24 protein-coding genes are annotated in these 26,026 nt (G+C 39.1%); 3 read left to right on the forward strand and 21 right to left on the reverse strand.

Annotated features, from left to right (window positions below):
- Nucleotides 1-94 precede the first annotated feature (94 nt).
- Nucleotides 95-466, forward strand: a complete 372-nt coding sequence (locus AC4BHA_RS07790) for a hypothetical protein (RefSeq protein ID WP_490558400.1) — start codon at nucleotides 95-97, stop codon at nucleotides 464-466.
- Nucleotides 467-599: 133 nt separating this feature from the next.
- Here the strand turns inward: AC4BHA_RS07790 and AC4BHA_RS07795 are convergent, their stop codons facing one another.
- The 17 genes from AC4BHA_RS07795 to AC4BHA_RS07875 all read right to left on the reverse strand — a co-directional run bounded on the left by AC4BHA_RS07795 (nucleotide 600) and on the right by AC4BHA_RS07875 (nucleotide 17,973).
- Nucleotides 600-1,298 (reverse strand): YrrS family protein, encoded by a 699-nt coding sequence (locus AC4BHA_RS07795; protein WP_225983610.1) that lies wholly within the window; start codon nucleotides 1,296-1,298, stop codon nucleotides 600-602.
- An 87-nt stretch (nucleotides 1,299-1,385) separates the two neighbouring features.
- Nucleotides 1,386-3,167 (reverse strand): penicillin-binding transpeptidase domain-containing protein, encoded by a 1,782-nt coding sequence (locus AC4BHA_RS07800; protein ID WP_066105371.1) that lies wholly within the window; start codon nucleotides 3,165-3,167, stop codon nucleotides 1,386-1,388.
- Nucleotides 3,168-3,285: 118 nt separating this feature from the next.
- Complete coding sequence (gene greA, locus AC4BHA_RS07805; protein WP_066105374.1) at nucleotides 3,286-3,762, reverse strand: transcription elongation factor GreA; 477 nt, start codon at nucleotides 3,760-3,762, stop codon at nucleotides 3,286-3,288.
- Between the two features lie 258 nt (nucleotides 3,763-4,020).
- On the reverse strand, nucleotides 4,021-4,653 hold the full coding sequence (gene udk / locus AC4BHA_RS07810) for a uridine kinase (protein WP_066105382.1): 633 nt from the start codon (nucleotides 4,651-4,653) through the stop codon (nucleotides 4,021-4,023).
- 2 nt (nucleotides 4,654-4,655) lie between these two features.
- Nucleotides 4,656-5,927 carry a peptidase U32 family protein gene (locus tag AC4BHA_RS07815; RefSeq protein WP_066105385.1) on the reverse strand — a complete coding sequence of 424 codons (1,272 nt, stop codon included), beginning with the start codon at nucleotides 5,925-5,927 and terminating at the stop codon, nucleotides 4,656-4,658.
- A 21-nt stretch (nucleotides 5,928-5,948) separates the two neighbouring features.
- Nucleotides 5,949-6,878 (reverse strand): peptidase U32 family protein, encoded by a 930-nt coding sequence (locus AC4BHA_RS07820; protein ID WP_490558401.1) that lies wholly within the window; start codon nucleotides 6,876-6,878, stop codon nucleotides 5,949-5,951.
- The gene (locus AC4BHA_RS07825; protein WP_490558402.1) at nucleotides 6,875-7,528 is read right to left on the reverse strand and encodes an O-methyltransferase; all 654 of its coding nucleotides are present in this window, start codon (nucleotides 7,526-7,528) and stop codon (nucleotides 6,875-6,877) included. Before AC4BHA_RS07825 ends, AC4BHA_RS07820 begins: the two co-directional genes overlap by 4 nt.
- Before the next feature lie 163 nt (nucleotides 7,529-7,691).
- Entirely contained in the window at nucleotides 7,692-8,816 is a 1,125-nt protein-coding gene (gene mltG, locus AC4BHA_RS07830; RefSeq protein ID WP_225983611.1) for an endolytic transglycosylase MltG, read from the reverse strand.
- 300 nt (nucleotides 8,817-9,116) lie between these two features.
- On the reverse strand, nucleotides 9,117-9,389 hold the full coding sequence (locus AC4BHA_RS07835; RefSeq protein ID WP_066105394.1) for a DUF1292 domain-containing protein: 273 nt from the start codon (nucleotides 9,387-9,389) through the stop codon (nucleotides 9,117-9,119).
- 17 nt (nucleotides 9,390-9,406) lie between these two features.
- Nucleotides 9,407-9,826: a Holliday junction resolvase RuvX gene (gene ruvX / locus AC4BHA_RS07840; RefSeq protein ID WP_066105397.1), complete on the reverse strand. Its 420-nt coding sequence runs from the start codon at nucleotides 9,824-9,826 to the stop codon at nucleotides 9,407-9,409.
- 1 nt (nucleotide 9,827) lies between these two features.
- On the reverse strand, nucleotides 9,828-10,094 hold the full coding sequence (locus tag AC4BHA_RS07845; protein WP_066105399.1) for an IreB family regulatory phosphoprotein: 267 nt from the start codon (nucleotides 10,092-10,094) through the stop codon (nucleotides 9,828-9,830).
- A gap of 168 nt (nucleotides 10,095-10,262) precedes the next feature.
- A complete protein-coding gene (gene alaS, locus AC4BHA_RS07850; protein WP_066105403.1) occupies nucleotides 10,263-12,902 on the reverse strand; it encodes an alanine--tRNA ligase in 2,640 nt (879 codons plus the stop codon).
- A gap of 348 nt (nucleotides 12,903-13,250) precedes the next feature.
- Nucleotides 13,251-14,318: an AI-2E family transporter gene (locus AC4BHA_RS07855; RefSeq protein WP_306821560.1), complete on the reverse strand. Its 1,068-nt coding sequence runs from the start codon at nucleotides 14,316-14,318 to the stop codon at nucleotides 13,251-13,253.
- A 112-nt stretch (nucleotides 14,319-14,430) separates the two neighbouring features.
- A complete protein-coding gene (locus AC4BHA_RS07860) occupies nucleotides 14,431-14,562 on the reverse strand; it encodes a YrzQ family protein (protein WP_077248072.1) in 132 nt (43 codons plus the stop codon).
- A 32-nt stretch (nucleotides 14,563-14,594) separates the two neighbouring features.
- Nucleotides 14,595-14,783, reverse strand: a complete 189-nt coding sequence (locus AC4BHA_RS07865; protein WP_066105409.1) for a YrzR-like zinc ribbon domain — start codon at nucleotides 14,781-14,783, stop codon at nucleotides 14,595-14,597.
- A 90-nt stretch (nucleotides 14,784-14,873) separates the two neighbouring features.
- Nucleotides 14,874-17,300: an SF1B family DNA helicase RecD2 gene (recD2, locus tag AC4BHA_RS07870; protein ID WP_225983612.1), complete on the reverse strand. Its 2,427-nt coding sequence runs from the start codon at nucleotides 17,298-17,300 to the stop codon at nucleotides 14,874-14,876.
- Nucleotides 17,301-17,316: 16 nt separating this feature from the next.
- On the reverse strand, nucleotides 17,317-17,973 hold the full coding sequence (locus AC4BHA_RS07875) for a tetratricopeptide repeat protein (RefSeq protein WP_066105415.1): 657 nt from the start codon (nucleotides 17,971-17,973) through the stop codon (nucleotides 17,317-17,319).
- 242 nt (nucleotides 17,974-18,215) lie between these two features.
- Here AC4BHA_RS07875 and AC4BHA_RS07880 point away from each other — a divergent pair, with 242 nt between their 5' ends.
- Nucleotides 18,216-18,923 carry a DUF459 domain-containing protein gene (locus tag AC4BHA_RS07880; RefSeq protein ID WP_175354277.1) on the forward strand — a complete coding sequence of 236 codons (708 nt, stop codon included), beginning with the start codon at nucleotides 18,216-18,218 and terminating at the stop codon, nucleotides 18,921-18,923.
- Nucleotides 18,924-18,936: 13 nt separating this feature from the next.
- Here the strand turns inward: AC4BHA_RS07880 and AC4BHA_RS07885 are convergent, their stop codons facing one another.
- The 4 genes from AC4BHA_RS07885 to cymR all read right to left on the reverse strand — a co-directional run bounded on the left by AC4BHA_RS07885 (nucleotide 18,937) and on the right by cymR (nucleotide 24,453).
- On the reverse strand, nucleotides 18,937-21,624 hold the full coding sequence (locus AC4BHA_RS07885) for a cation-translocating P-type ATPase (RefSeq protein ID WP_066105420.1): 2,688 nt from the start codon (nucleotides 21,622-21,624) through the stop codon (nucleotides 18,937-18,939).
- A gap of 89 nt (nucleotides 21,625-21,713) precedes the next feature.
- Nucleotides 21,714-22,829, reverse strand: coding sequence for a tRNA 2-thiouridine(34) synthase MnmA (gene mnmA, locus AC4BHA_RS07890; RefSeq protein ID WP_066105682.1), 1,116 nt, complete (start codon nucleotides 22,827-22,829; stop codon nucleotides 21,714-21,716).
- 20 nt (nucleotides 22,830-22,849) lie between these two features.
- Nucleotides 22,850-23,992 (reverse strand): cysteine desulfurase family protein, encoded by a 1,143-nt coding sequence (locus AC4BHA_RS07895; RefSeq protein ID WP_066105423.1) that lies wholly within the window; start codon nucleotides 23,990-23,992, stop codon nucleotides 22,850-22,852.
- Between the two features lie 38 nt (nucleotides 23,993-24,030).
- Complete coding sequence (gene cymR, locus AC4BHA_RS07900) at nucleotides 24,031-24,453, reverse strand: cysteine metabolism transcriptional regulator CymR (RefSeq protein WP_066105425.1); 423 nt, start codon at nucleotides 24,451-24,453, stop codon at nucleotides 24,031-24,033.
- A gap of 260 nt (nucleotides 24,454-24,713) precedes the next feature.
- Between cymR and AC4BHA_RS07905 the strand changes: the two genes are divergently transcribed.
- Nucleotides 24,714-26,000 carry a replication-associated recombination protein A gene (locus AC4BHA_RS07905; RefSeq protein ID WP_066105428.1) on the forward strand — a complete coding sequence of 429 codons (1,287 nt, stop codon included), beginning with the start codon at nucleotides 24,714-24,716 and terminating at the stop codon, nucleotides 25,998-26,000.
- Nucleotides 26,001-26,026 lie beyond the last annotated feature (26 nt).

Consider the following 26,026-nt stretch of genomic DNA (forward strand, 5'->3'; position numbering starts at 1 on the left):
TAGGGAGCTTATTAGGGATTAAAGGCCTAAGTACACTACTTGGTGCGGCAACGCCATGATGACCTACAGAAATGAATAATAGGAGGTGCTATATATGGGGAGAGAAATAAAGTTTGATGACGATAAGCAGGAACTGGTTTTAACTCTTACAGGTTTGACAACTTTTTTTGCTTTAAAACAAAAGATTCAAATGCCCTACCCTCTAATAAAAAATGTTTTAGTAGATTATTTCGATGCTCCTACATGGATGATACGGATGCCTGGTTCTTCTATTTCATTCTTAAATATTTATGAAGGAAGTTATAAATATCAGAATGAATGGTATTTTCTTTCATACAGCGGTAGGATACCGTTGGTCATCATAGAATTGCAAGGACATAAAAAGTATAGATATATTATTTTCCAATGTGAAAATCCCACAAAAACCGCATCCGAGATTCGAACACATTTAAGAGATATTGACTGACATGATACATCCTTTTTGAAATGGCTACGATTACCTCTTTGTATTTCCACTCTTCAAATTATCTGGATTTCCCTTAAAAGTAACAATCAAAAAAGCTGCCAAACACGGCAGCTTTAAAAGTATTTTTATTTGGTTAACTAGCTTTGTCATTCTTTATAAGTTTTTCTACCTTTGTCGGTTTCCATCCTTCACCATCAACCCATTCGATATATACACGATACGTGCTTGATCCATCTTTAGGTGATACAGTACCAATTGCCTTATTCGGTTCACCGCCATTTTGTAAATACCATAAGGTCATATTACTTTGATCTATGCCAGCTCCATAGGCAATGGCTTGCTCCATTTCATTCCAATCAGTGGAACCTTTCTCGTATTGTGTAACATGCTCTCCACTTTGTTCCGTACCTACTGGCTTCCATGAAGGATCAGAATACGCTTCTTCCACATTTCCATCAGAAGCTGTTTCTTCAACTTTCTCAGACTCTACTGCATCTTCAGATTCAGAGGAATCTTGATCAGCGTTTTGGTCTTGATCTTGGCCCTCTTCGTCCTCATTCTCAGATGCTTGCTCATCTTCATTCATTGCAGTTTCTTCTTTGTCAGCTTCCTCTTTGTCAGCTTCGTCTTCTTTATTGGTTGCCGATTGATTACTTTCAGGATTGGTATCAGCCTTCTGACTTGCCGGTTCATCATTATTACCTAAAAATATAGTAGCTCCCACAACGACAATAAGGAGAACGACAACTGTAATCAGTATATTGTAGACTTTGTTTACCTTTTTATCCTGACGTTTATCCATACGCGAAGGATATTTATCTTGCCTATCCATATACACTTCCTCCTCAAATTTATAATAAAGATTATTTTAACATGGATAGGTAATCACTAAAAGTTATTCAATTTTTCGTCATATTTTTTATTCCAGGCCTCTTTTTTGATTAATTGCATGTATCCCATTGACCATTTGTAAGTATAAAGGAGTTACCGCACCCGACTTGCTCGCTGTATCCAGATTTACAATCACCATCGCATATTTAGGTTTTTGAAAAGGAAAATAACCTGCAAACCATTTATTGTACATCTGTTTTGTTTTATCTTCCTTGGCCCCAATTTCTGCTGTTCCTGACTTACCAGCAACATCGTACTTGGCTGTATGTAGATTACCCGCAGTGGCATATTTCCCTGTTGTTGTTACTACTCCTCTTAATAATTGCTGTAGCTTGCTGGCTGTTATTTTTGAAATGGCTTTACCTTCTATAGGCTGCTCTTTGAAGGTGGCAATGGTTAATCCGTCATCATCGACCGCTTTAGTGGCAGCTCTAGCCATCATTCTTTCACCGCCTCTGGCAATCGTGGCCATCATATTGGCGATGGCAAGCGGAGTTACTTTTACATTTAGTTGACCAATCGATGTATTCGCCACAAAATTCTCATCCTTCTTCATGGAGGATTCTGTCCATATGACCCCAGATTTTTCTTCCGGCAGTTGTTTAATGAGAGATGTATGGAATACACTTCCATTCCACCCAATTGGTTGAATTAAGCCAAGCCGCTCAGCATACTCTTCAATAAGATTCGGATTTTTATCTGCCAATTCCTTTCCCAGAACTCCAAAAACTTGGTTGCTGCTTAATGCAAACCCTCGCTTAAAATCAACCATTCCTAGCAATCTTCCTGTATTTTTATCAACAGGTCGCCCTAAATGATCCAAATTACCGTTAAATTCTCTTCCATTCAGGTTTAGGCCTTCTTCTATGGCAGCAGCTGCTATAACCGTTTTAAATACGGAACCAGGAGTCTGTGGAGTAATCATTTGATTATGGTTACCCTCATTGTTTACATCTTTATTTACAAGCGGTGTGGAAAACATAGTCAGAATATCATTAGTCTCAACATCTAAAATGATGATTCCGCCTTTTTTCAGCCCACTATCATCAGCAACTTGTTCTGCAAGTTTTTGATAGTCCTGATCCAAAGTAGTCTGTATATTAATTCTTTCACCAGATTGACCTTCGTCCAAATAACGGATATCCACTCCAAACATTGGCAGTCCATTGGCTGCTTTGTGATAAACTAGTTTTTTACTGCCATTACCCTGCAGGAAGATCTGAAAGGCTTTTTGCAATCCTGTTTTCCCTACTTTTGTTTGATAATCAACCGGTGTATAGCCTATTTTATTAGCTTCATCTATTTCATTCTTATTTAATGTCAGGGACCCTAGAAGATGGCTTGCTGAAGGATTTGCTATAACCTCTCTCTTCTTTACACCTATAATACCTGGAATATGAAGATTGTTAATTTGCGCAATTTGGCTATCTGTTAATTCTGTTATACCTTTATTTTCATAAATAAATGGTTCCTCTTCACTCTTTAGCCTTTGTAGTAGTATTTCTTTCTCTATCTCAAGAATGTCTGCCACTTTATCTGCAGGCCAATCTAAATGTTTAACAAATGGAAAGAGTACTAACACCGATTTGTCCTGATAGGATATCGACTTACCTTCTCTATCAAGAAATCCACCTCTCCCATCATCCAAAGTGATTTCGTCAATTCTTTGTCTCACACTATTCTCTAATAAATTTACCCGGTGTTTGGAATATTCCTTTGGCTTCACTATCTGTATATGTACCAGCTTGGCTATTAATAAAGTAAACAGCAATAGAAAAATAATTCCTGTCCCCAATATTCTTTTTTTCATTTAACACACCCCTTACTGTTACCAGTTTCGACGGGGCTTGCCTATTTCAAACTATAATTGAACAAATAAAAAAGGCACCTAAAATAGGCGCCTTGCTGGTTCTTTCTTAAATTTCAAATTATTGAACGGATACGATTACGACTTCCATATCTCCACCTGGAGTAGAAACCGTTACTTCATCACCTGGTTTTTTTCCCATTAAACTGCGGGCAATAGGAGAATCATTTGAAATTTTATACTCAAATGGGTCAGCTTCTGCAGAACCGACAATTATATAAGTTTCTTCTTCACCATCAGGTAATTCTTTAAATGTTACGGATTTTCCTAATGTAACCGTTCCATCCTGAGATGCACCTGACTCAATAATTTGTGCATTTCTAATCATATTTTCAAGTGTAGTGATTCTTCCTTCAACAAATGCTTGTTCTTCTTTAGCAGAGTCATACTCAGAGTTTTCGGATAAGTCACCGAAACTGCGTGCAATTTTAATTCGTTCTACAACTTCTTTACGTTTAACCGTTTTTAAAAGTTCTAATTCTTTCTCTAATTTTTCTTTTCCCTCTTTAGTCATTGGGAATACTTTTTCAGTAGCCAAAAAATTTCACTCCTTCTGTACTTTCACCATGCAGCACCAACCGCTCCATGTGATCATGTGTATATATATGCACTTAATAACTATGTATATACCTTTATTGGTATAGGAATTGCGCGTTCTCAATCGAACGCGCAATTTACACTCATTGTTAGCTTAATTTCTTTTTATCGATTTGTCTATTAATTTTATCAAAATTTTTTCAAAAATGAGTAACTTTTTTGTTATTTTTATGGAAATTGGTGTAAAAACAAAATATTCCTATAAAAGGGATTTTTGCTCCAAAATCGTTTGGATTTTAGTACCAATTACATCAATAGCCACGTAATTGTGTCCGCCTTCAGGAATAATAATATCCGCATAGCGCTTAGTAGGCTCAATAAATTGGTTATGCATAGGACGTACCACAGATGTGTATTGTTCAATGACTGAATCAATTGAACGGCCCCGTTCTTTTATATCACGCATTAAACGACGTATTATACGAAGATCTGCATCGGTATCAACAAATAGTTTAATATCCATTATATCGCGTAATCTCTCATCTTCAAGTACCAAGATTCCCTCGAGAATAATAACGTCCTTAGGTTCAACAGGAATTACATCCTCAGAGCGTGTATGCATAGCATAATCATAAACCGGCTTTTCAATTGCTTCATAACGAAGCAATTTGTTGATATGCTCCAGCAATAGATCATTATCAAAAGCCAATGGATGATCATAGTTTGTCTTTAGTCGTTCCTCAAAAGGAAGATGGCTTTGATCCTTATAATAATAATCTTGTTCTAGAATCATGATGGAATGACCCTTGAATTTTTCATAGATTGCTTTTGTTACACTCGTTTTCCCTGAACCCGAGCCACCTGCAACCCCAATTACAATTGGCTTAGTCATTTTTAGTTGTTCTCCTTCCTCATCATATCATATGGATGAACCGGTTGATCGACTTTTAAGCGGACAGTCATAAGCGGATGTCTTGCAGCATCTAATTCATTGCCGTCCTCATCCCAGATTGTTCCGACTGTTTGCGTAAAGTTTTCGATATTAGGTCCGAAAAATTCAATTTCGTCTCCCGGTTTAAAGTAATTTCTTTGCTGTAACGTGACTATAGATGTATTTTCATCATACGATAAGACAAGCCCGGCAAAGTCATGCGTTGTTTTGTTATTATGATTGCCAAACATTTGCTCCTTATGGCTTGGTACACCTTCAAAGAATGCGGGAGCTGTTTCCCGATTCGCACACTTATTGAGCTCTGTAATCCATTCCTCTTTGAAAACAAAATTGTCCGGATCCGCACAATAAGTATCTATAACCTTGCGATAAACACTGACAACTGTTGCAATATAATGAATGGATTTCATACGGCCTTCGATTTTTAAGCTGTCGATTCCCATCTCTATCATAGTTGGGATGGATTCAACCAGTTTCAAATCTTTAGGACTCATCGCAAACGGTTGGTCTTCATCTTCAAATAATGGTTTTTCACCATCTTCCGTATTAGCGAATAAATGATAATCCCATCTGCATGATTGGCAGCAGCCGCCTCGATTAGAATCACGGGCTGTCATATGGTTAGATAGCGTGCAGCGCCCTGAATAAGCAATACACATCGCCCCATGAATAAAGGTTTCAATTTCAATATCAACCTTTTCTTTCATTAGCTTGATTTCTTCTCCACTCGTCTCACGTGCCAAAACAACACGATCCAGCCCTTCTTCTTTCCAAAACTGTACAGCTTTCCAGTTTGATAAGGATTGCTGTGTACTTAAGTGGATTTCCAGCTTTGGAGCAGCCTTTTTACAGGTCTCAATTATTAACGGGTCAGCTACTATAATACCTGTTACTCCAGCTTCTTCAATCCCTTTTAAATACTCCGGAAGTCCATCGATGTTCTCATTATGAGCAAAAATATTAGTGGTCACATATATTTTAGCGCCGTATTGTTTAGCAAACTCCACGCCTTCTTTCATTTCTGCCAATGAAAAATTTCCGGCATTGGAGCGCAATCCATATTCCTGACCGCCAATAAATACTGCGTCGGCACCATAACGGACAGCGATTTTTAATTTTTCCAGGTTACCGGCAGGAGCCAGTAATTCCGGTTTTTTTACAATAACGCGTTTTCCGTCAATAATCTCGGAAATTTTATTTTCTGACACGGACATTCGGTCATCCTCCATTCCCTGTTAATAAACAGTCTCCTTGAAAAAGAAGCCTGTATCCAGCGATCTGTTTGCCGGTTGAATTTCTTCAGCTTTCTGCAGCAGTTCTTCCTTCTTATCTTCGTATAGATCCGGATTCTCTGCATATAAATCAATTGCCTCGCGATACAATTTGGTTACTTCAATAAGATAGTCAGAATCCTTTAAGATTCCATCAATTTTAAAGGAGTCTACCCCAGCATCGAGCATTTCTGCCAATTCATCAATAATGCAAATATCATTCGGACTCATAATATGAGTGCCGTTTTCATCTTCAAAGATTGGATATTTAGCGTTACGCTCAGGATCGTGCAGGAATAAGCTTTTTTGATCCTCCAGGCTATCCACTTTCATATTGCGGCCTTGGTAATTAAAGTAATTCCCGATAAGCGTCCGTTTTGACTGAAACATGGCTGTCATTCCATGCACCTGTACTTCAATCTCGACTTTGGCATGTTCTTTAATTTCAATGATAGCGTCCATATTAATTTCCCGGGCAAGGACTGCACGCTTAGCTCCTTTTGTTCCCCAGTAATTACACGTGAACCAGTTGGTCGCTGTTGTTTCTGTATTCCAATGCAGTGGCAGGTTCGGAGCTGCTTCACGAGCAGCCATCAAAACAGCTGGATCTCCAAAGATGACAGCATCAGCTTGATTGGCATCTAAGAAACGCAAATAATCGGGCAGCTCGTCCACTTTCTCATTATGGAAGATGGCATTCATAGCCACATATACTTTCTTTCCTTTTGAATGGGCTAGCTGGATTGCTTCTTTAACAGCCTCTCTGTTAAATTCTCCAGCCAGTCTCAGTCCATAACGTTGTTCCCCTATAACAAATGCATCTGCACCTGCATCAATTAATGGGATGATATCTTCAACCTTAGTAGGTGTTAGTAATAGCTCAGGGGTTTTCATGCCTTTTCACCTCGTTTAATACTGATAGCCAAACCATCCCCGACAGGGATAATGACAGTATCAAAGTTTTCCTTATTCATGAGCCATTCATTATAGCCTTTTATTTTATTAACTAAATTTTTTGTTCGTTTAGATTCAATCTCTTCCTGTTCAAGAGCCACCAAGCCTTTAAAGAGAACATTATCGGAAAGGATAATTCCTCCCTCTGCCAAAGACTTTTCATATATTTCAAAGAAACGTTTATATTGTCCTTTAGCTGCGTCGATAAATATACAATCAAAAGGTCCTTCTGGAGAGACAGCTGATTCTGTCTCAAGGGCGTCACCTTTTATAATCTTTATTCTACTCTTCATGTCCGCTCTTTCAATAAAATGATGAGCTTTTTCAATACGTTCCTCATCTCTTTCAATTGTCAGTATTGAAGCTTCTGGCAGCGTATACGCCATTCGTAAAGCAGAATAACCAATTGCTGTTCCAATTTCTAAAATTTTTCGCGGCTTTTGGATTTTTAGAATCTGTAACATAGACTCCATACCGGTTAATTCCATAATCGGAACACCATTTTCCCTTGCATACTCTTCCATTTCACTTAATAAATCATTTCGGGAAGGTACAAGAGTCTGTAAATAGTGATTAAGATTCTTATTCATCCTTATTCCTCCAAACCCTGTACTTTGCTTAATTCAAAAAAATGAGAAAGCCAGGTGGCTTTCTTTAAATACATACACTATTTTTATGCACTTCGAATATTTTAGCATATTTAGGGGAAAGAAGCGAAACGTTTCTTCTCTTCCATAGTTCCCCTCCAAATGCTTAATTATTCGTTATATGTTTTGCCTTATCTTTATTATGTTCTTCTAATGTTTTATTAAAGATGACTTCTCCCGATTTAGTAGCAAGGAAATATAGGTCATCAATATCTGCAGGGTTTAATGCCGCCTGAATAGAGGTTTCACCTGCATTGGCAATTGGTCCAGGGGTTAACCCCTTATGTCGATAAAGATTATATGGTGAGTCGACTTCTAAGTCTTTGTATGTCACCCGATCTTTATGCTCTCCCAATGCGTACAGAACAGTTGGATCAGTTTGCAATCGCATATCCTTCTCCATCCTGTTTTTAAACACAGCAGATATTTTATCCCTATCCACCTTCTCAGTTGCTTCTTCTTCAATTAAGGATGCCATTGTTAATAGTGTATGCGGTGTCCATTTATCCTTGGACATTTCATCCTTATACTTCGCTAAGATTTCGTTGGTTTTTTTTACCATATCGCTAACAATTGACTCTATTGTTGGATCTTCCTCATAAAATGAATACGTTGCTGGATATAAATATCCTTCCAATGGATATCTGACATTCTCGGCAAGAATATCATCCGTTAATAAATCAGGATACTTATTCATCATTTCTTTAATAAATCCATTTTTATTTATAACGGCTAAGACATCTTTTGACTTTTTGCCTGTTTTCTTGGCAATAATTTCTGAAATTTGTTCCAGATCTCTTCCTTCCGGAATAGTAATTCGATAGGTCTCAGCTACAATTCCATTTTTGATTTGATCGATGATTTCCTGAATTGTCATAGATGGTGATAAATTATAGGTTCCAGCCTGGAAACCAGATTCATTTTTAAACTTGACATAGTATTTAAATACTTTCGCGTTTTTAACGACTCCATTATCCTCTAATGTTTGAGAAATCAAACTAATTCCTGAACCACGAGGGATTTCCACCTTGATTGCATCTTTATTATCTGGGTCAACAGGTTTTAATGCGGAGGAGATATACAAATACCCACCAAGTCCAACAAGCGTCATGACAAGGATGACAGCAACTAACGAAACAGTAACAATTTTCCGTACCACTCTAGCTTCACTCTGTCTTTCAAGTAGCTTTATTTTCATTTGCTCTTTCTTCCAATTTTTATCATTATCCAAAAGTGATGCCCCCCTAAGGCATTTTATTACAAGCCCTCTTTATTTATTGCAAACATTAGCGGAATCTGTCAATGATTATCATAAAACTTTTTCTTAAACCGCTTGATTATATAATAAATTTCATGAATTGACCATTACTTTTTTATAACATGCTCTATTTTTCGGAGAATTTACCTAAAATCTCTTGAATAATCATCCTTTCACCATTCCTTGTAAAACCATTTCATCATTATTCCACAATACTTAAATCTACACATAAAAAAACTCCCCCGATAAAACCGGGAGAGCTATATTTTCAGTTTATTCTTCTTCGTCGAAGAATGTATTAATGACTTCTTCAACTAGAGCCCATTCTTCATCATCTTCTATATCATTTAATGTTCCGACTTCACCTGTTTCATCAGGAATATAAGAAGCTACATGGATGAGGTCTTCATCTTCTTCGCCTTCGTTTCCTACTGGTGCAAATACAACGTATTGCTTATCATAATCATCCAATTCGAACGTAAGTAATATTTCGTGTAACTGCTCGTTACCATCTTCATCAACAATTGTTATCATATTTTCTTCCATGTCTGATCACCTCTAAATTATTTGCCGCCACTATCTAAATATCCTTGCAGAATTAAGACAGCGGCCATTTTATCTATAACTTTTTTGCGTTTTTTACGGCTTACATCTGCATCTAATAAAACCCGTTCTGCGGCCATTGTGGTTAAACGTTCATCCCACAAAACGACCGGAACCTTATATCGTTTTTCAAGCTTTGAAGCATAATACTGACTTGCCTCGCCTCGCGGACCTACAGTTCCATTCATATTTTTCGGCAAACCTACGACAAATTTATCGACTTTATAAGGTTTAAGGATTTCATCTAAACGTTTCAGGCCAAGCTGATTTTTTTCTTCGTCAATTGCTATGGTTTCCAAACCTTGAGCAGTCCAGCCCATTTCATCACTGATGGCGACTCCCACAGTTTTACTACCCACATCAAGACCTACAATTCGCATATTATCCCTCTCGTTGCTGCTCTAAATAAGATTTGACCAGAACTTCTATAATCTCATCTCTTTCAAGCTTTCTAATAAGATTTCGTGCATCATTATGACGCGGAATATAAGCAGGGTCTCCTGACAAAAGATAACCTACAATCTGGTTAATAGGATTGTAACCTTTTTCATTTAGAGCATTATAGACTTCCATTAAAACATGGCTAACGTCATGCTCAAAAGAATCCTCCGGGAAATTAAATTTCATTGTTTTATCAAATGAACTCATTCCAACGCACCCCGCTTTCATTCAAAAAGCTATATTTCCATTGTTCCTCTTATTGTACACTACTTAAACCTAATAATAAAATTCGAATGATAGTTTTGGCTAGTCAATACTATCCATGCCAAAATGATTAGATTCAAAAAGAAGGGGGGCAAATCCTTTGCCCCGTTTTTATTTGTTAACCAAATCTTTTACCAGTTCAAGTGCTGCTTCTAAATCAGCAGGGTTCTTACCGCCGGCCTGAGCCATATCAGGACGTCCACCTCCGCCACCACCGCAGCGTGCCGCTACCTCTTTAATGATTTTACCGGCATGGTATCCTTGGTCTATTAAATCTTTTGTAACTGCAGCAATTAAGTTTACTTTTTCTCCTTGCGCACTTCCAAGGACAATGATGGAGGACCCTAGCTTTTGCTTTAAGTCATCAGCCATATTTCTTAAATTATTCATATCCTGAGCCTCTACCTTCGCTGATAAAACCGTTACACCATTAATTGTTTCAGCTTTGGATTGAATATTTCCTGCCTCGATATTGGAAAGCTTGGCTGCTAATGATTCATTTTCTTTTTGTGCGTCTTTTAATTCGCCTAATAGGGAATCAATTTTAACAGGCAAATCTTTTGGATTAGCTTTAACTTTAGCTGCTGCTTGGCGAAGAACACCAATTTGTTCTTTTAATTGAAGATACGCAGATTCGCCCGTTACTGCTTCAATCCTTCTGGTACCAGCCCCTATTCCACCTTCAGAGACAATTTTGAACAGCCCGATAGCAGAAGTATTAGGAACGTGGCAGCCACCGCAGAGCTCAAGGCTATAATCTCCCACTTGGACAACACGTACGATATCGCCATATTTTTCACCGAATAGAGCCATTGCCCCCATTGCTTTTGCTTCTTCAATCTGTTTATTTTCAATCGTTACATCAATACTCTTCCAAATTTTATCATTCACGATTTGCTCAACCTGTTCTAGCTCTTCTTCTGTAACTTGTCCAAAATGAGAAAAGTCAAAACGAAGTCGGTCCGGTCTTACTAAAGAACCCGCTTGGTTGACATGCGTGCCCAGTACATCCTTTAATGCTTGATGCAGTAAATGAGTTGCCGTATGGTTTTTAATGATTTTACGGCGATTTGCTTCATCTACAACCGCTTTCCCATACGCACCTTCCTTCAGTAATCCATATTCTACGATAACTGTATGCAGGTTTTGGCCATTTGGAGCTTTTTGAACATCCTTCACGAATACTCGTAGGTCTTCAGATTCAAAGAATCCTTTGTCCGCAATTTGTCCGCCGCTTTCAGCATAGAAAGGTGTTTGGTCAAAAATGATTTGAACTTCTTCTCCCGCCATGGCATCGTCCGCTTTTTCACCATTTTTAATGATTACTTCCACTGTTGCCGGGCATTCAAGGGTTTCATATCCAACAAATTTACTTTGTACTTTTATGTCACCTAAAATACCGCTTTGTACTTGCATGGAGTCTACATCCTGGCGAGCAGCACGTGCACGTGTCCGCTGAGCTTCCATCTCTCTTTCGAAACCTTTACGGTCGATTTTCATGCCTTCATCTTCAGCATACTCTTCTGTTAATTCAACTGGGAATCCATAGGTATCATAGAGACGGAATACATCAAATCCGTTTACTATATCGCTGCCCCTTTTCTTCTCAGCCTCAATAACTTCCGCAAGTATAGCTAACCCGTCATGAAGAGTTTCATGAAAACGCTCCTCTTCATTACGAACAACCTTCGCTATGAAGTCCTGTTTCTGTTTAACTTCTGGATAATAATCTACCATGATATCCGCCACAACTGGAACCAATTCATACATAAATGGCTTATTGATACCAATTTTCTTAGCAAAACGAACAGCTCTGCGCAGCAATCTGCGTAAAACATATCCGCGTCCTTCATTGGAAGGAAGTGCTCCATCACCTATTGCAAACGCAACCGTACGGATATGGTCAGCAATAACACGAAATGCTACATCTTTATCCGCACTTGTTCTATATTGTTGACCTGAAATTTCTTCAGTTTTATGGATAATCGGCAGGAATAAATCCGTATCAAAGTTCGTGTCACCATTTTGGAAAATGGATGCCATCCGCTCTAATCCCATCCCTGTATCAATATTTTTCTTCGGTAATTCAGGATACTCACTGCGCGGTATTTCTGGATTTGCATTAAATTGAGACAATACGATATTCCAGATCTCAATATAACGATCATTTTCGATATCTTCTTCAATTAAACGAATGCCGATATCTTCAGGATCAAATTTTGTACCGCGGTCAAAGAAAATTTCAGTATCAGGTCCGGATGGGCCTTCACCAATTTCCCAGAAATTGTCCTCAAGCGGAATTAAGTGACTATCCGGTACGCCTAAGCTTTTCCATACCTTAAGGGTATCAGTATCTGCTGGATAGTATGTGATATAAAGCTTGTCTTTTGGCATAGCAAACCAGCGTTCATCTGTTAATAGCTCCCATCCCCATTTGATTGCTTCCTCTCTGAAATATTCTCCAATAGAGAAGTTACCCAGCATTTCAAAGAAAGTATGGTGTCGAGCTGTTTTTCCAACATTTTCAATATCGTTTGTTCTAATCGATTTTTGGGCATTCGTAATCCTTGGATTTTCAGGAATAACTCGTCCATCAAAATATTTTTTTAATGTTGCAACTCCGGAATTAATCCATAACAGTGTCGGATCTTCCACCGGTACTAACGATGCACTCGGTTCAATTCTGTGACCTTTTTCCTGAAAGAAATCTAAAAACATTTGGCGAATTTCTGCCCCAGTCATGTACTTCATAAGATTGAATCCTCCTTTTTTATACACAAAAAAGCCCTCATCCCTAAAAACAGGGACGAGAGCTTGACTCGCGGTACCACCCTGATTACGAAACATCTAAAAAGTTTCGTCACCTCAGAAACCTTAACGCGGTTTAAACGGCGGGTTTTTGCCCGCACTCCGGACTAGCTTTCTGTCTCTCTTCTTCCAAAGTCTCTTTCAGCCATGGAGACTTCTCTCTTTCATGTAAATAGGATTTACATTCGGAAGGGCTTAAACATACTCGGTCCATCAACATATTTCAATATATTCCGTTATAAGTTGGATTATAGTCATAAGTGTTTTCTTTGTCAATGTTTCAGGAATTGTTTAAGGGTTATTCCTTAATATTTTACTATGAGTAATAGCAACCTTCAAAAAGGCTAAAATAGGGACAGCAAGAATCAGGCCTAGTATTCCGCTAATCTCACCACCGACAAGCAAAGCAAAAATGATAATAAGCGGGTGCAGCTTTAACGTTTTCCCCATGATAATTGGTGAAAGGACATTCCCCTCCAGAAATTGAATCACAATAATGATAATGGCCACCTTGATGACCATGCCCGTTGACATAGTGATCGCTACGAGCAATGCCGGAACCGCTCCAATCAGAGGTCCGAAATAGGGAATAATATTCGTTACCCCAATAAAAAGGCTCAGCAATAAAGGATACTTCATACCAAATAACCAGAAAAGTATAGCGGCAAAGGATCCTACAATCGTACAGACCAAGAGCTGTCCGCGAAGATATCCGCCCAAAGAATGGTCGATATCCTTCAAGAACTTTTTCGTTGTGTCTCTGCTTTTTTTAGGAAATAATCTTAAACCAAAATCAATAATCTTTTCAGCATCCTTCAGTAAATAAAAGGATATGAGAGGGATGAGTAACACAAAGATGAAAAAATCCGACAGCCCACTTAGCGCTTCTATTAATACAGTTATAGAAGAACTCAGTTTCATTTCTATAGAGCTGATGATTTGCTCCAAACGATCATGCAGACCAAACGGCCAGCTTGAGGTTTGTGAATGAAAACGAGCTATGTAACCTCGATATAACTCTGCCATTTCTGGTGCTCTTTCTGCAACATCAATCATTTGGTTAATGAATACTGGAATTCCTTTATACAATCCATAGCCGACTGCCCCAAAAAACACCAGATAAATCAAACCGATTGCCAAACCTCTATGCAAACCTTTCTGATGAACTTTTTCCACCAGGGGATGAAGGAGGTAACTAATAAGAGCGGCTCCAATAAATGGTGATAATGCAGTTAGAAAAACCTGTATAACAGGAAACCATATTGGTCTGAGCAAGTAAAACACAAATAATACGATAAATAATAATAATAGAAATCCAAGTCGATAAAACCACTTTATCTGTATGTTCAAAAATCCCACCTCTGTACTATTTTCTTTATGTTAAAAGAAAATATGTATGGGGATTCTGCAGGCATACACTAAAAAAGGTTTAAAAGGCAGAGAATCTACCTTTTAAACCCTTAACTTCCAATCAAAATGACTTCATGATTGTTCGTTTAATCTTTCTCATATTACGGCCGGATAGCATTCCATTATTGGACATACTCCGATAGATCGCCATTCCCGCTCCTAAGGTTATTAACGACGAAACCATTTTATTCATAGCAACTCACCTCATAATTTAGGAAGTACGAATCAAAGACTCATCTGTCGGTCTTCTTCGCTAAACAAATCATCTAAAGAACTTAACACTCCATCCTCTTCCACCTGATGGACATGCATAATTCCTTTTTGGATAGATAATTCCACAAAACAATTCCAGCAATAATATTGATTCACGCCAATCTTGCCGATATCTTTGCTGGAGCAATTCGGACATTTCATAGCAATCACCTCATAAAAAAATATCTCTGTAATTGCCAGTTTGTCCATTGTATGCAGAATTCATTCAGCTTAAAGACCGACATTTGTATTTTAACCGCGTATCATAAAATCATAAGGCGTAATGTTTTCCATCCCAATCATTGGATCTGTTTGGAATATTTTTTGCTCATACGTCAAGCCGTCTTCATTGGAACTTTCATTTTCAGTAACTGGATTTTCAGGTTTGGAGATAAGTTCCTTATCACGGAACCCTTCCTGCAGTTTTTCAAGTAGAGTTGTTCGCCGTTCCTCCTCACCACTGCGACCGACGCCGTATCGTAAGGCTTCCTCTTCACCGCATACAATCAGGAACTGTTTGCTCCTTGTTATAGCCGTGTAAATTAAGTTCCTCCTTAGCATGCGGTGATAGCTCTTAACAACTGGCAATATGACGATTGGGAATTCACTTCCCTGGGATTTATGAATGGAACAACAATAAGCATGAGTTATTTGATTGAGCTCCTGGCGTGTATACTTCGCTTCAATGCCATCAAATGAAACAAAAATCTGATCCTGCTTATCTTCATTTTCCTTTGCATAGATAATCGCAATAATTTCACCCATATCACCATTGTAAATCCCATTTTCAGGCTGATTCACTAATTGGAGAACCTTATCTCCAACCCGATAAACCACATCCCCAAAAGTCAATTCCCTTTTCTTCTTATCGCGATTATCATTAAGAATGCCCTGCAGGAGGACATTGAGGGAATCAATTCCGGCACTCCCTCTGTACATTGGAGCCAAAACCTGAATATCACGGGCTGGGAACCCTTTTTGGCGGGCATTGGTTACAACCTGCCTAATCACATCTGCTACTTGATTAGTGGAACAAGAGAAAAATGAACGATCGCCCTGCGGTTTCCGAATATCTGGCGGCAGCTGTCCGTTTTTTATCGCATGCGCGAGCTGAATAATGGAAGAACCATCTTCCTGTCTGAATATCGATTCCAGACGGGTTACAGGAATAACGGAAGAGGCAAGTAAATCCTTCAATACCTGACCTGGTCCAACTGAAGGCAACTGATCCTCATCACCAACGAGGATGACTTGCATATCATTCGGCAATGCTTTAAAAAGCTGATTGGCCAGCCAAATGTCTACCATAGACATCTCATCTACAATTAAAAGCCTTCCGCTGATTGGATTATCTTCATCACGCTGAACATCCGACCCATTCCAGCCCAATAAACGGTGGATAGTTACGGCGGGAAGCCCTGTGGATTCCTTCATCCTTTTTGCCGCGCGTCCTGTTGGAGCTGCTAAAACAAATGGAAATGGATTTTCATTATTATAATCTTTTGGATTAAGGGACAAACCATGTAATTCTGAATATAATTCAACGATTCCTTTAATAACGGTTGTTTTACCGGTACCAGGACCTCCTGTCAGGATCAGCATCGGAGAATGTAAGGCTTTAAAGATTGCATCCTTTTGCTCCTCAGCGTACTCCATCCCAATTCGCTCTTCTAGTTTGCCTAGCTCCAATAAAAATTCAGATTCAGGAAATTGATCGGCATATGAGTCCTGAGACATAATCCGTTTAATATTCGTTACAATCCCTTTTTCAGAAAAGTAGAGGGACGGCATATAAAACCTTTTCTCTTCTCCAATGATTTTTCCCTCTTCACCGAGTTGGATAAGTGATTCCGTAATTTGCTCAAAAGTGATGGTCACATTTTGATTTTGTTCCAAGAGAGTTTTTACGCTGATCAACAGTTCCTCAGCCTCGGTATACGAATGCCCGTCCTGTACACAAGATCTGTCAAGTGTATAGAGAATCGCTGCCTTAATCCTGGATGGATGGCTTCCTCCAATGCCGAGCTGCAGTCCGATTTCATCTGCGCGAGTAAATCCAATTCCCTCAATCGTTTCGACTAGCTGGTATGGATTTTGCTCAATGATGGAAATCGTGTCCTCTTTATAAGCCTGATAAATTTTCATCGACAGCTGAGGTCCAAACCCCAGGCTGGATAAATTAATCATGATTTGCTCCAGGCCCTGATTGGCTGCCAGAGTATCATACAATTGCTTTGCCTTTTCACCGCTTAGCTTAGGAATTTGATCGAGCAATGATGGATTCGCTAAAATTTTGGAGATTGCCTTTTCGCCAAGTTTTTCGACAATCGATTCTGCAATCTTTTTACCAATCCCTTTAAAAAGAGATCCGGATAAATAAGCAATCACACCCTCCTTTGATTCAGGAACTTCACGCTGGAAGGTATCTACATGAAATTGAATCCCAAAACGGGGATGTTCTTTCATTTTCCCATAAAACGTGTATATTTCTTCCTCATGAATAGGGGGGAAATACCCGGTAATAACAGCTTCTTTTTCATCGTAATTCAAATTCGTTTCTTTCACTCTGATTCGTACAACCGAGTATAAATTTTGTTCATTATGAAAAATGGTAACCAAATGTGTTCCTTTGATGAAAGGTTTGTCATTGTCGGAGAAGACGAACGACTCTTGTTCCACAAGAAGCACCTCCCGTTTATAACAGTTCTTTCATTTGTTTTAACCCATTCAAAGCAAGGATGTGATCAGGCTGGATTTCAACCGCTTTTTCAAAATAAGCGATTGCTTTATCTGCATCTCCCTTAATCCCACCGTAGGCCACACCCAGGTTAAAATACGCATCTGCATGTGACTCATCAATTTCAAGCGTCTTATTCCATGCATCAATCGCCATATCATACATTTCAGCACCTGCCAAAGCCAGTCCATAATGGAACTGAGCTTCTGCATCCGACGGATTTAATTCAACACTTCTTTGGAAATAAGGTAATGCCAGCTTCGGCTGGTCTAAATGAAGCAGACATAATCCCAGCATAAACATCACATCTGCTGTTTCAATTCCTTTTTTGATAGCCAGCTCAAACTGATCCTTCGCCTTCACTAAATCATCGAGCTCATAATAAATGCTGCCCAATCCATAATAGGCAGTCGCAGCTTCCGGATCCAGTTCAATAGCTCTTTCAAAAAATTTAATCGCACGTTGATTGTCGTTCATCGATGCCAATACATTGCCGAAATTGATAAACCCTACTGGGTCATTTGGATTTTCTTCAATCATTTCGGTGAATACTTTTGCAGCATCCTCCCATTTTCCTTGTTCCATATATTGAATACCTAATTTATTTTTATCCATACTATTCACTCCTACATTCCTAACTGAATGGAAATAGTATACCACAAAGTGATAGTCCGTTGTCCCAGAGACAAGCATCTGGGCTAGCAGCGCGCCATCATTTATAAGTTATAGTAAATCCCACCAGTTTACCTTCCTATTTATGACTAGGTTACTCTCTTAATCATATAGATTAAAATATTACACTTTTTGTTAAAATTCTTTGATTTTAGGGTAGAAGTATATCTATGGGAGTGAGAGATATGAAGAAACTACACTATGCAGCTGGACTTTTACTAATAATCGGACTGATTTATATCGGATATACCTTCTTTTTAGATGAAAAGATAAAAGCCGATCAGGAACATGTCATTATGGCTTTAGGTGATTCCTTAACCTATGGGGTGGGCGATCGCCATGAGGAAGGCTATGTCGGTCAGCTTGAAAAAATTTCAGAAAGCGAATCCTCAAATAAAAATTATAAAATCAATAATTATGGAATTCCGGGTCAGGAGTCAGAGGGAGTTATCAAACAATTAGCGAATCCTACAATAAGTGAGAAAGTGAATGAAGCTGACTATATTATCTTATTTATAGGCACTAATGATTTGCGTACAAGTTTGGGCGGTGATTTTCAAACCATCAATCAAGCCGCTATAAAGAAAGGGAAAAAAGATTATCTTGATAATGTAGATGACATTTTGAAAAGCATTCGCATGGTTGACCATGATGTCCCCTTTATTGTTGTTGGATTATATAATCCATTTCCTAATGACGACCGCCTTGACGAAATTCTAGATGACTGGAATCACGATCTAAAAGAAACGGTCAGTAACTACTCATCTATCACCTTCGTACCAACAGATGATTTGTTTCAGGATAAAACAAAAAAAGACTATTTCAGTGATAGCCTCCATTTAAATGACAAGGGATATCGCCTGATTGCTAATCGAATCAGCGAAGAAATATAGAAGGCTATGGAGCTTAATCCATAGCCTTTCTTTTTTCATAGTATCTTAAGAAGCCCTTAACAATTTCATTTACGACAATGGTTCCAATTGTACAGAAGAAGATTAGGATCCATTCCCTTAAGCCTATCGGTTCAATCTTGAGTAATTTGGCAAAAGGTTCGATATAAACAACTGCCAATTGTAACAAGATGACACCTATGACAGACCAATTTAAATATTTATTGCTAAACACATCTGTTTTCCAGATTGGTTTACGTAAATGTCTGACATTATATACTTGCATGTAGCTAATAAAGGTTAGTGCCATAAAGGCAACCGTTTGTCCGACTCTCAGTTCATGGTCTGTAAGCTGATTAAATTGTAAATCAAATATGGAATCAATTCCAGCAGCCCATTTCAACCCAATTAGGAAGGCTAGGAGAGAAGCTACACCAATCAACAAACCATTTAAAATCAGGAAGATGACTGAATCCCTCGTGAAAATCCCTTCTTTTTTAGGCCTTGGTTTATCCAGCATAACATCCTTATTCTTATCTACACCAAGCGCAAAGGCTGGAATAGAATCACCAACTAAATTCAGCCATAAAATATGGACGGTCAGTAACGGTGTCGGCCAGCCAAGCAAGATGGCAAAAAAGAGCACTAGAACTTCACCAAAGTTACTTGTAACAAGGAAAAGCACAGATTTTCGTATATTAGCAAAAATATTTCTACCCTCTTCAACCGCTTTTATAATCGTGGTGAAATTATCATCCATTAAAACCATATCAGAGGCACCCTTGGCAACATCTGTCCCAGTTTGTCCCATAGCAACCCCAATATCAGCTGTTTTTAAGGAAGGAGCATCATTAACACCATCACCGGTCATTGAAACAATATGCCCATTTTCTTTGAAGGCCTGAACGATTTGGACTTTATGCTCCGGTGATACCCGGGCGAATACACGAGTATCGACTGCTGCTTCCTTCAATTCTTCAGGTGTCATTTGATTCAATTCGGCACCCGTGATAACTTTATCGGATTCCGTTATCCCTAAACGGTGCGCAATCGCAATCGCTGTTTGCGGATGATCACCTGTAATCATCGTTACTTCAATTCCTGAACGATGAGCTCTTTCAATTTGAAGTTTTGCCTCCGGTCGAGGCGGATCCATCAAGCCTACCATTCCAAAAAACGTCAAACCATTCTCTATTTCTTCTTCATTCAGTTCAGAAATCGCTTCGGCCGAAACTCTTTTTCCCGCCAAAGCCATTACACGAAGAGCGCGGTTGGACATCTGCATCACAGCTTGATTAATTTCAGTTATGTATTCCGGCGTCATTTTTACTATTTCGCTATCTAGTTGAATAGTGGTTATTCTCTCTAGCAGGATATCTACTGCACCTTTTGTCAGTACAATGTATCCATCGCCATCTTTATGTATGGTAGTCATCCTTTTTCTCGTTGAATCGAACGGAATTTCGGCTACACGCGGAAATTCTTTATCTAAATCAGACTTTGTGTAACCATTCACATGTGCTGCTTTAACAAAAGCCACTTCTGTCGGGTCGCCGGTTTCTTCCGGTTCATAAGTGGCATCCGAGCATAATGCCAATTGATTAATCAACCTTTGGTCATCCGCAGAATATGGTACATCTTCCTCTATAACTTTTAAATTAACATAACGCTCAACGACACTCATTTTGTTCAAAGTCAGTGTTCCTGTTTTATCTGAACAAATCATGCTAACCGAACCCAAAGTTTCAACTGCCGGAATTCTTCGTATAATTGCCTTTTGCTTAATGAGGCGCCTTACCCCTAGCGTTAAAACAATTATGACCATTGTCGATAAACTCTCAGGTATAGCCGAAACAGCAAGACTTGTGGAAATCATAAACATTTCTCCAGGATTCCGTCCCTGCATTAATCCTACAATGAACATAACGACACAAACGATAATGGCACAATAACTTAATTTTTTCCCAAGCTGATCAAGATTTTTCTGCAAAGGAGTTTTGCTGGATTCAGTGCTGTGAAGCATTTCAGCTATTTTCCCAACCTCTGTATTCAACCCGGTTGCAGCCACAATTCCAATCCCTCGGCCATTTGTAACTTGAGTAGACATGAATGCCATATTAAGATAATCACCAAGTGGCTGATCAGGATTTTCCAAATTCCAATTCTCGTCCTTATCTACTGGAAGGCTCTCCCCCGTTAAAGCAGACTCTTCAATTTTCAAGGAATGGGATTGAATGATACGAATATCAGCCGGTACTGTCCTTCCGGCTTCAAGTAAGACGCAGTCACCAGGTACGAGCAAGGATGCATCTATTTCCCTGACATTTCCTTCTCTTTTTACCAAGGCTTTCGGTGCTGCTAACTTTTTTAGTTCGTCCAATGCATTTTCTGCCTTTTTCTCTTGGACTACACCAATAATGGTGTTGATAATAATCACAAATGTAATAATTAAACCGTCACTCACTTCACCCACTATAAATGAGAATAAAGCGGCAACCATCAATATGTAATTAAGTGTGTTATGTATTTGTAAAGCAATCATTTTTAACAATGAATTTTTTTGCTCCACTCCGAATTCATTTTTTCCATAGTCTTTTAATCTCGCTTCAGCTTCTTTTTCCGTTATCCCCCTTTCTGCATCAGTTTCAAATACTTCTAATACCTCTTTCTTGGAAAGTGAATAATCGTACTTCTTCACATCCATCTTCATCACCTGCATATGTATATTTTACAGAACGTAAATAGCCTGTTTCTCTACGAAACAGACTATCCACATTCAATTGGCTATTTTATTTACCCAACATAATCAAGTTTTAAACCTTTTTTATAAACTTTATCGATGGTACCTCCACCCAAGCAGACTTCACCATCATAAAATACTGCAGCTTGCCCAGGAGTCACCGCTCTGATTGGCTCAGCAAAAATTACTTCTGCCTGATTGTCATCCAATACTTTCACTGTTACCTTATTATCTGCCTGGCGATATCTGAATTTAGCTGTACACTCAAAAGTATCACCTGGTTTCCTTTCGGAAATCCAGTTCATTTTGTCAGCGATAATAGAATCAGAATAGAGGCTGTCATGGTGAAAACCTTGCTCTACTAATAGAACATTGTTTTCTAAATCTTTCCCAACCGCAAACCACGGTTCACCGCTTCCGCCAATTCCAAGTCCATGACGCTGTCCCAATGTATAATACATAAGGCCGTCATGCTTACCCTTCAGTTCACCACTCATCGTTCTCATCTCACCAGGTTTAGCCGGCAAATATTGCCCAAGAAATTCCTTAAAGTTACGCTCGCCGATAAAACAAATGCCTGTAGAATCTTTTTTAGTAGCCGTTGGCAGGCCAGCCTCCAAGGCAATTTCTCTAATTTTTGGCTTATCATACTCACCAATCGGGAACATAACCTTGCTTAATTGCTCCTGAGTTAATTGGTTTAGAAAATAAGTTTGATCCTTATTATTATCCAACCCTCTAAGCATTTTATATTCTCCGTCTTGGTAAGCCACACGCGCATAATGGCCTGTGGCCAAATAATCTGCACCTAGATCCATGGCATGCTCAAGAAATGCCTTAAATTTAATTTCTTTATTACACATCACATCGGGATTTGGTGTACGTCCCGCTTTATATTCCTCAAGGAAATAAGAAAACACTTTATCCCAATACTGTTTTTCAAAATTGACTGCATAGTAGGGAATTCCAATATGATTGCAGACACGGATGACATCTTCATAGTCCTCCGTAGCTGTACAAACACCATTTTCATCTGTATCGTCCCAGTTTTTCATGAAAATTCCTACAACGTCATAGCCCTGCTCTTTTAAAAGATAAGCTGCAACAGAAGAATCCACTCCACCGGACATTCCGACAACAACTCTAGTTTCCGCCGGGGATTTCATTATACACTTCACCTCATACCTATTTACTTCACTAATCGATTTATCACATTTACAGCAATCTTCGCTGCTTTTTCTACTTCTTGTTCCGTATTGCCCTGCCCAAAGCTGAAGCGAATTGAATTCTTTGTCCGCTCTGAATCTTTTCCAAACATCGAGACAAGAACATGCGATGGTTCAATCGATCCAGCTGTACAGGCAGAACCGCTTGAAACAGCCACCCCTGCCAAATCCATATTGACTAAGAAAGCCTCAACACTCGTTCCTGGAAAACTAATATTCAATACATGCGGCAGTGAATCATCCAGCTTTCCATTGATGGAATAATTAATACCGGCTTCGTCAAATACATGGAGCATTATTTCTTTAAAGGCTCTATACTGCTTCGCTTTCTCCTCACGTGTGTTAGACATCAGCTCAGCCGCCTTTGCAAAGCCTGCTGCCCCAGGCACGTTTTCAGTTCCTGCCCGGCGTTTTCTTTCCTGCTCACCGCCAAGTAGCAATGGCTTAAATGGTACGCCTTTTCGCGCATATAAGAAGCCAATACCTTTCGGACCATTAATTTTATGTGCAGACACACTTAAGAAATCCACAGCTAACTCATGAACCGATATAGGAATGATTCCGTATGCCTGTACCGCATCTGTGTGGAACAATGCCTGATGGTCAGCCAAAAGCCTGCCAATTTCCTGAATAGGCTGAATAGTGCCCACTTCATTATTTCCGAACATGATTGTCACTAAAACTGTATCATCTCGTAATGCTTCCTGAACAGCACTCACAGTTACCTGTCCTTCTTCATTGACAGGCAAATACGTAACCTCGTATCCCTCTTTTTCAAGAGCCTGGCATGTATGCAATACGGCATGATGTTCAATTTCTGACGTAATAATATGTTTGCCTTTATTCTTCATAGCTTGTACACTGCTATAGATTGCGGCATTATCTGCTTCTGTACCACCGCTCGTGAATATAATTTCATCTATTTGTGCACCAATACTTTCAGCCAGCACTCTTCTTGCATCATCAATTAGCTTTCTCGATTCTCTGCCGAATTGGTGAATGCTTGATGGATTTCCGTAAGTCTTCTTCATAACCTCCGTCATCACATCAATAACTTCTGGATGCATAGGCGTTGTCGCTGCATGATCCATATAAACCCGTTCCATGGCCTATACCTCCTTTGCCTAAACAAAATTACTTTATATTAAATGTAGAACATATATGATTGAGTGGAGTCGTCCTCTTCTTCATAGGATGCCAAGTCTTCCAAAGTTGTATTATCCAAAACATCCTTTACAGCATCTCTGATTTTAATCCACAATTGCCGTTTAACAGGTTCTTCGTCCTCAATGCCTTCAACCGGTGTAATTGGGCCTTCAAGCACCTTGATCACATCACCTGCTGTAATTTCATGTGGATCTTTCGTTAGTTTATAGCCGCCATAGGCACCCCTTACACTTTTAACAAGTCCTGCATTACGCAAGGGGGTAACCAATTGTTCCAAATAGTGTTCGGACAAATTATTTGATTGTGCTATCGATTTTAGGGAAGTAGGACCTTCTCCATGTTTCTTAGCTAAATCAATCATAATGGTAAGTCCGTATCTTCCTTTGGTAGATATTTTCATTACTTAGCACCTCAGCCTTACATTTAGTCTACAAAAGTATACCATACATTAAATCATTGCCTATTTTCAATGACTCAGTACAATTCTTCTTAATTTTTTATTTTCTATTTAATCATAGTAAAAAAAAACAGTTTCGACTACAGGAAATCTCATGAAAGGATAAAATTCGCAGCTCTTACGCAAAAACGAAAATATAGGAATGTGAAGCGTTTATCGATATAATGAAAGCATCCTGAAGCTTATTTGTGGAGGTTAGTTAGTTGAATACTGAACCACTCGCATTTCGAATGCGACCTAAGAACTTAGATGAAATTATTGGCCAGAACGAAATCATCGGCAAACAAACCAGTTTATATAAAATGATTAAAAACGGGCATGTCCCTTCTATGTTATTATATGGTGAACCTGGCATTGGAAAAACATCCATTGCTTATGCAATTGCGGGAACCACCAAAATACCGTTCATTGCTTTAAATGCAACTACAGCCGGGAAGAAGGATATCGAAGCAGTTGTTGATGAAACACGTCTGACCGGGCAGGTTATCCTCTTTCTTGATGAGATTCACCGATTCAATAAAGCTCAGCAGGATTATCTTCTGCCACATGTAGAACGAGGCGATATCATTTTAATCGGTGCCACAACGGAAAACCCATTCCATGATGTCAATCCAGCTATTCGGAGCCGCTGCGGCCAAATCAAGCAGCTTACCCGCTTATCTGTCGAAGAAACCATCACACTGCTCCAAAGAGCCCTTTCTGATGAAAAAAATGGTCTGGGAAAAATGGATATCCAAATCACCGAGGAACAAATAAAAAAAATTGCCCTTCACTCAAATGGAGATGCAAGAAAATCGTTAACGCTGCTGGAATCAGCAGTTTTCTCATCAACCAGGGATGAGGATACGTATATCATAGAAGATGAAGTCATTGACGATTTAGGCGGGAATGTAGGAGTTTATGGAGATAAAAAAGGCTCAAACTTCTATAACCTGTTATCCGCCCTGCAAAAAAGCATAAGAGGAAGCGACGTTCATGCTTCTTTATATTATTTAGCTCACCTTCTTGAGGTTGGTGATCTGGTTGCAGTCAATCGGAGACTTTTAGTGATTGCTTATGAAGATATCGGACTGGCAAATCCCTCCGTCGGAAATAATGTGTTGGCAGCTGTTACCGCCAGTGAACGTCTCGGTCTTCCCGAGGCGCGTATCCCGCTTTCAGTGGCTGTTGTGGAAATGTGTCTATCCTCCAAATCAAATTCTGCTTATAAGGCATTGGATCAAGCCATTTCGGATATTCGAAGCGGCAAAGTCGGGGATATCCCTAAGCATTTACGTGATGCCCATTATTCAGGCTCAAAAGACCTCGGGCATGTTGGTTATAAATACCCGCATGACTACCCTATCGGCACTTTCGGTGGCTGGGTCAAACAAGATTATCTCCCAGGCAACTTAAAGGGAACAAAATACTATGATCCGATTGAATCCGGCGAGGAGAAACGATTAGCTGCTATATATGAAAGACTGGAACAGTTTAAAAATAAGCAGTAAAAAAGATTGGCTTCTATTAGCCAATC

It is taken from the genome of Pradoshia sp. Z3_51 (assembly GCF_058215915.1).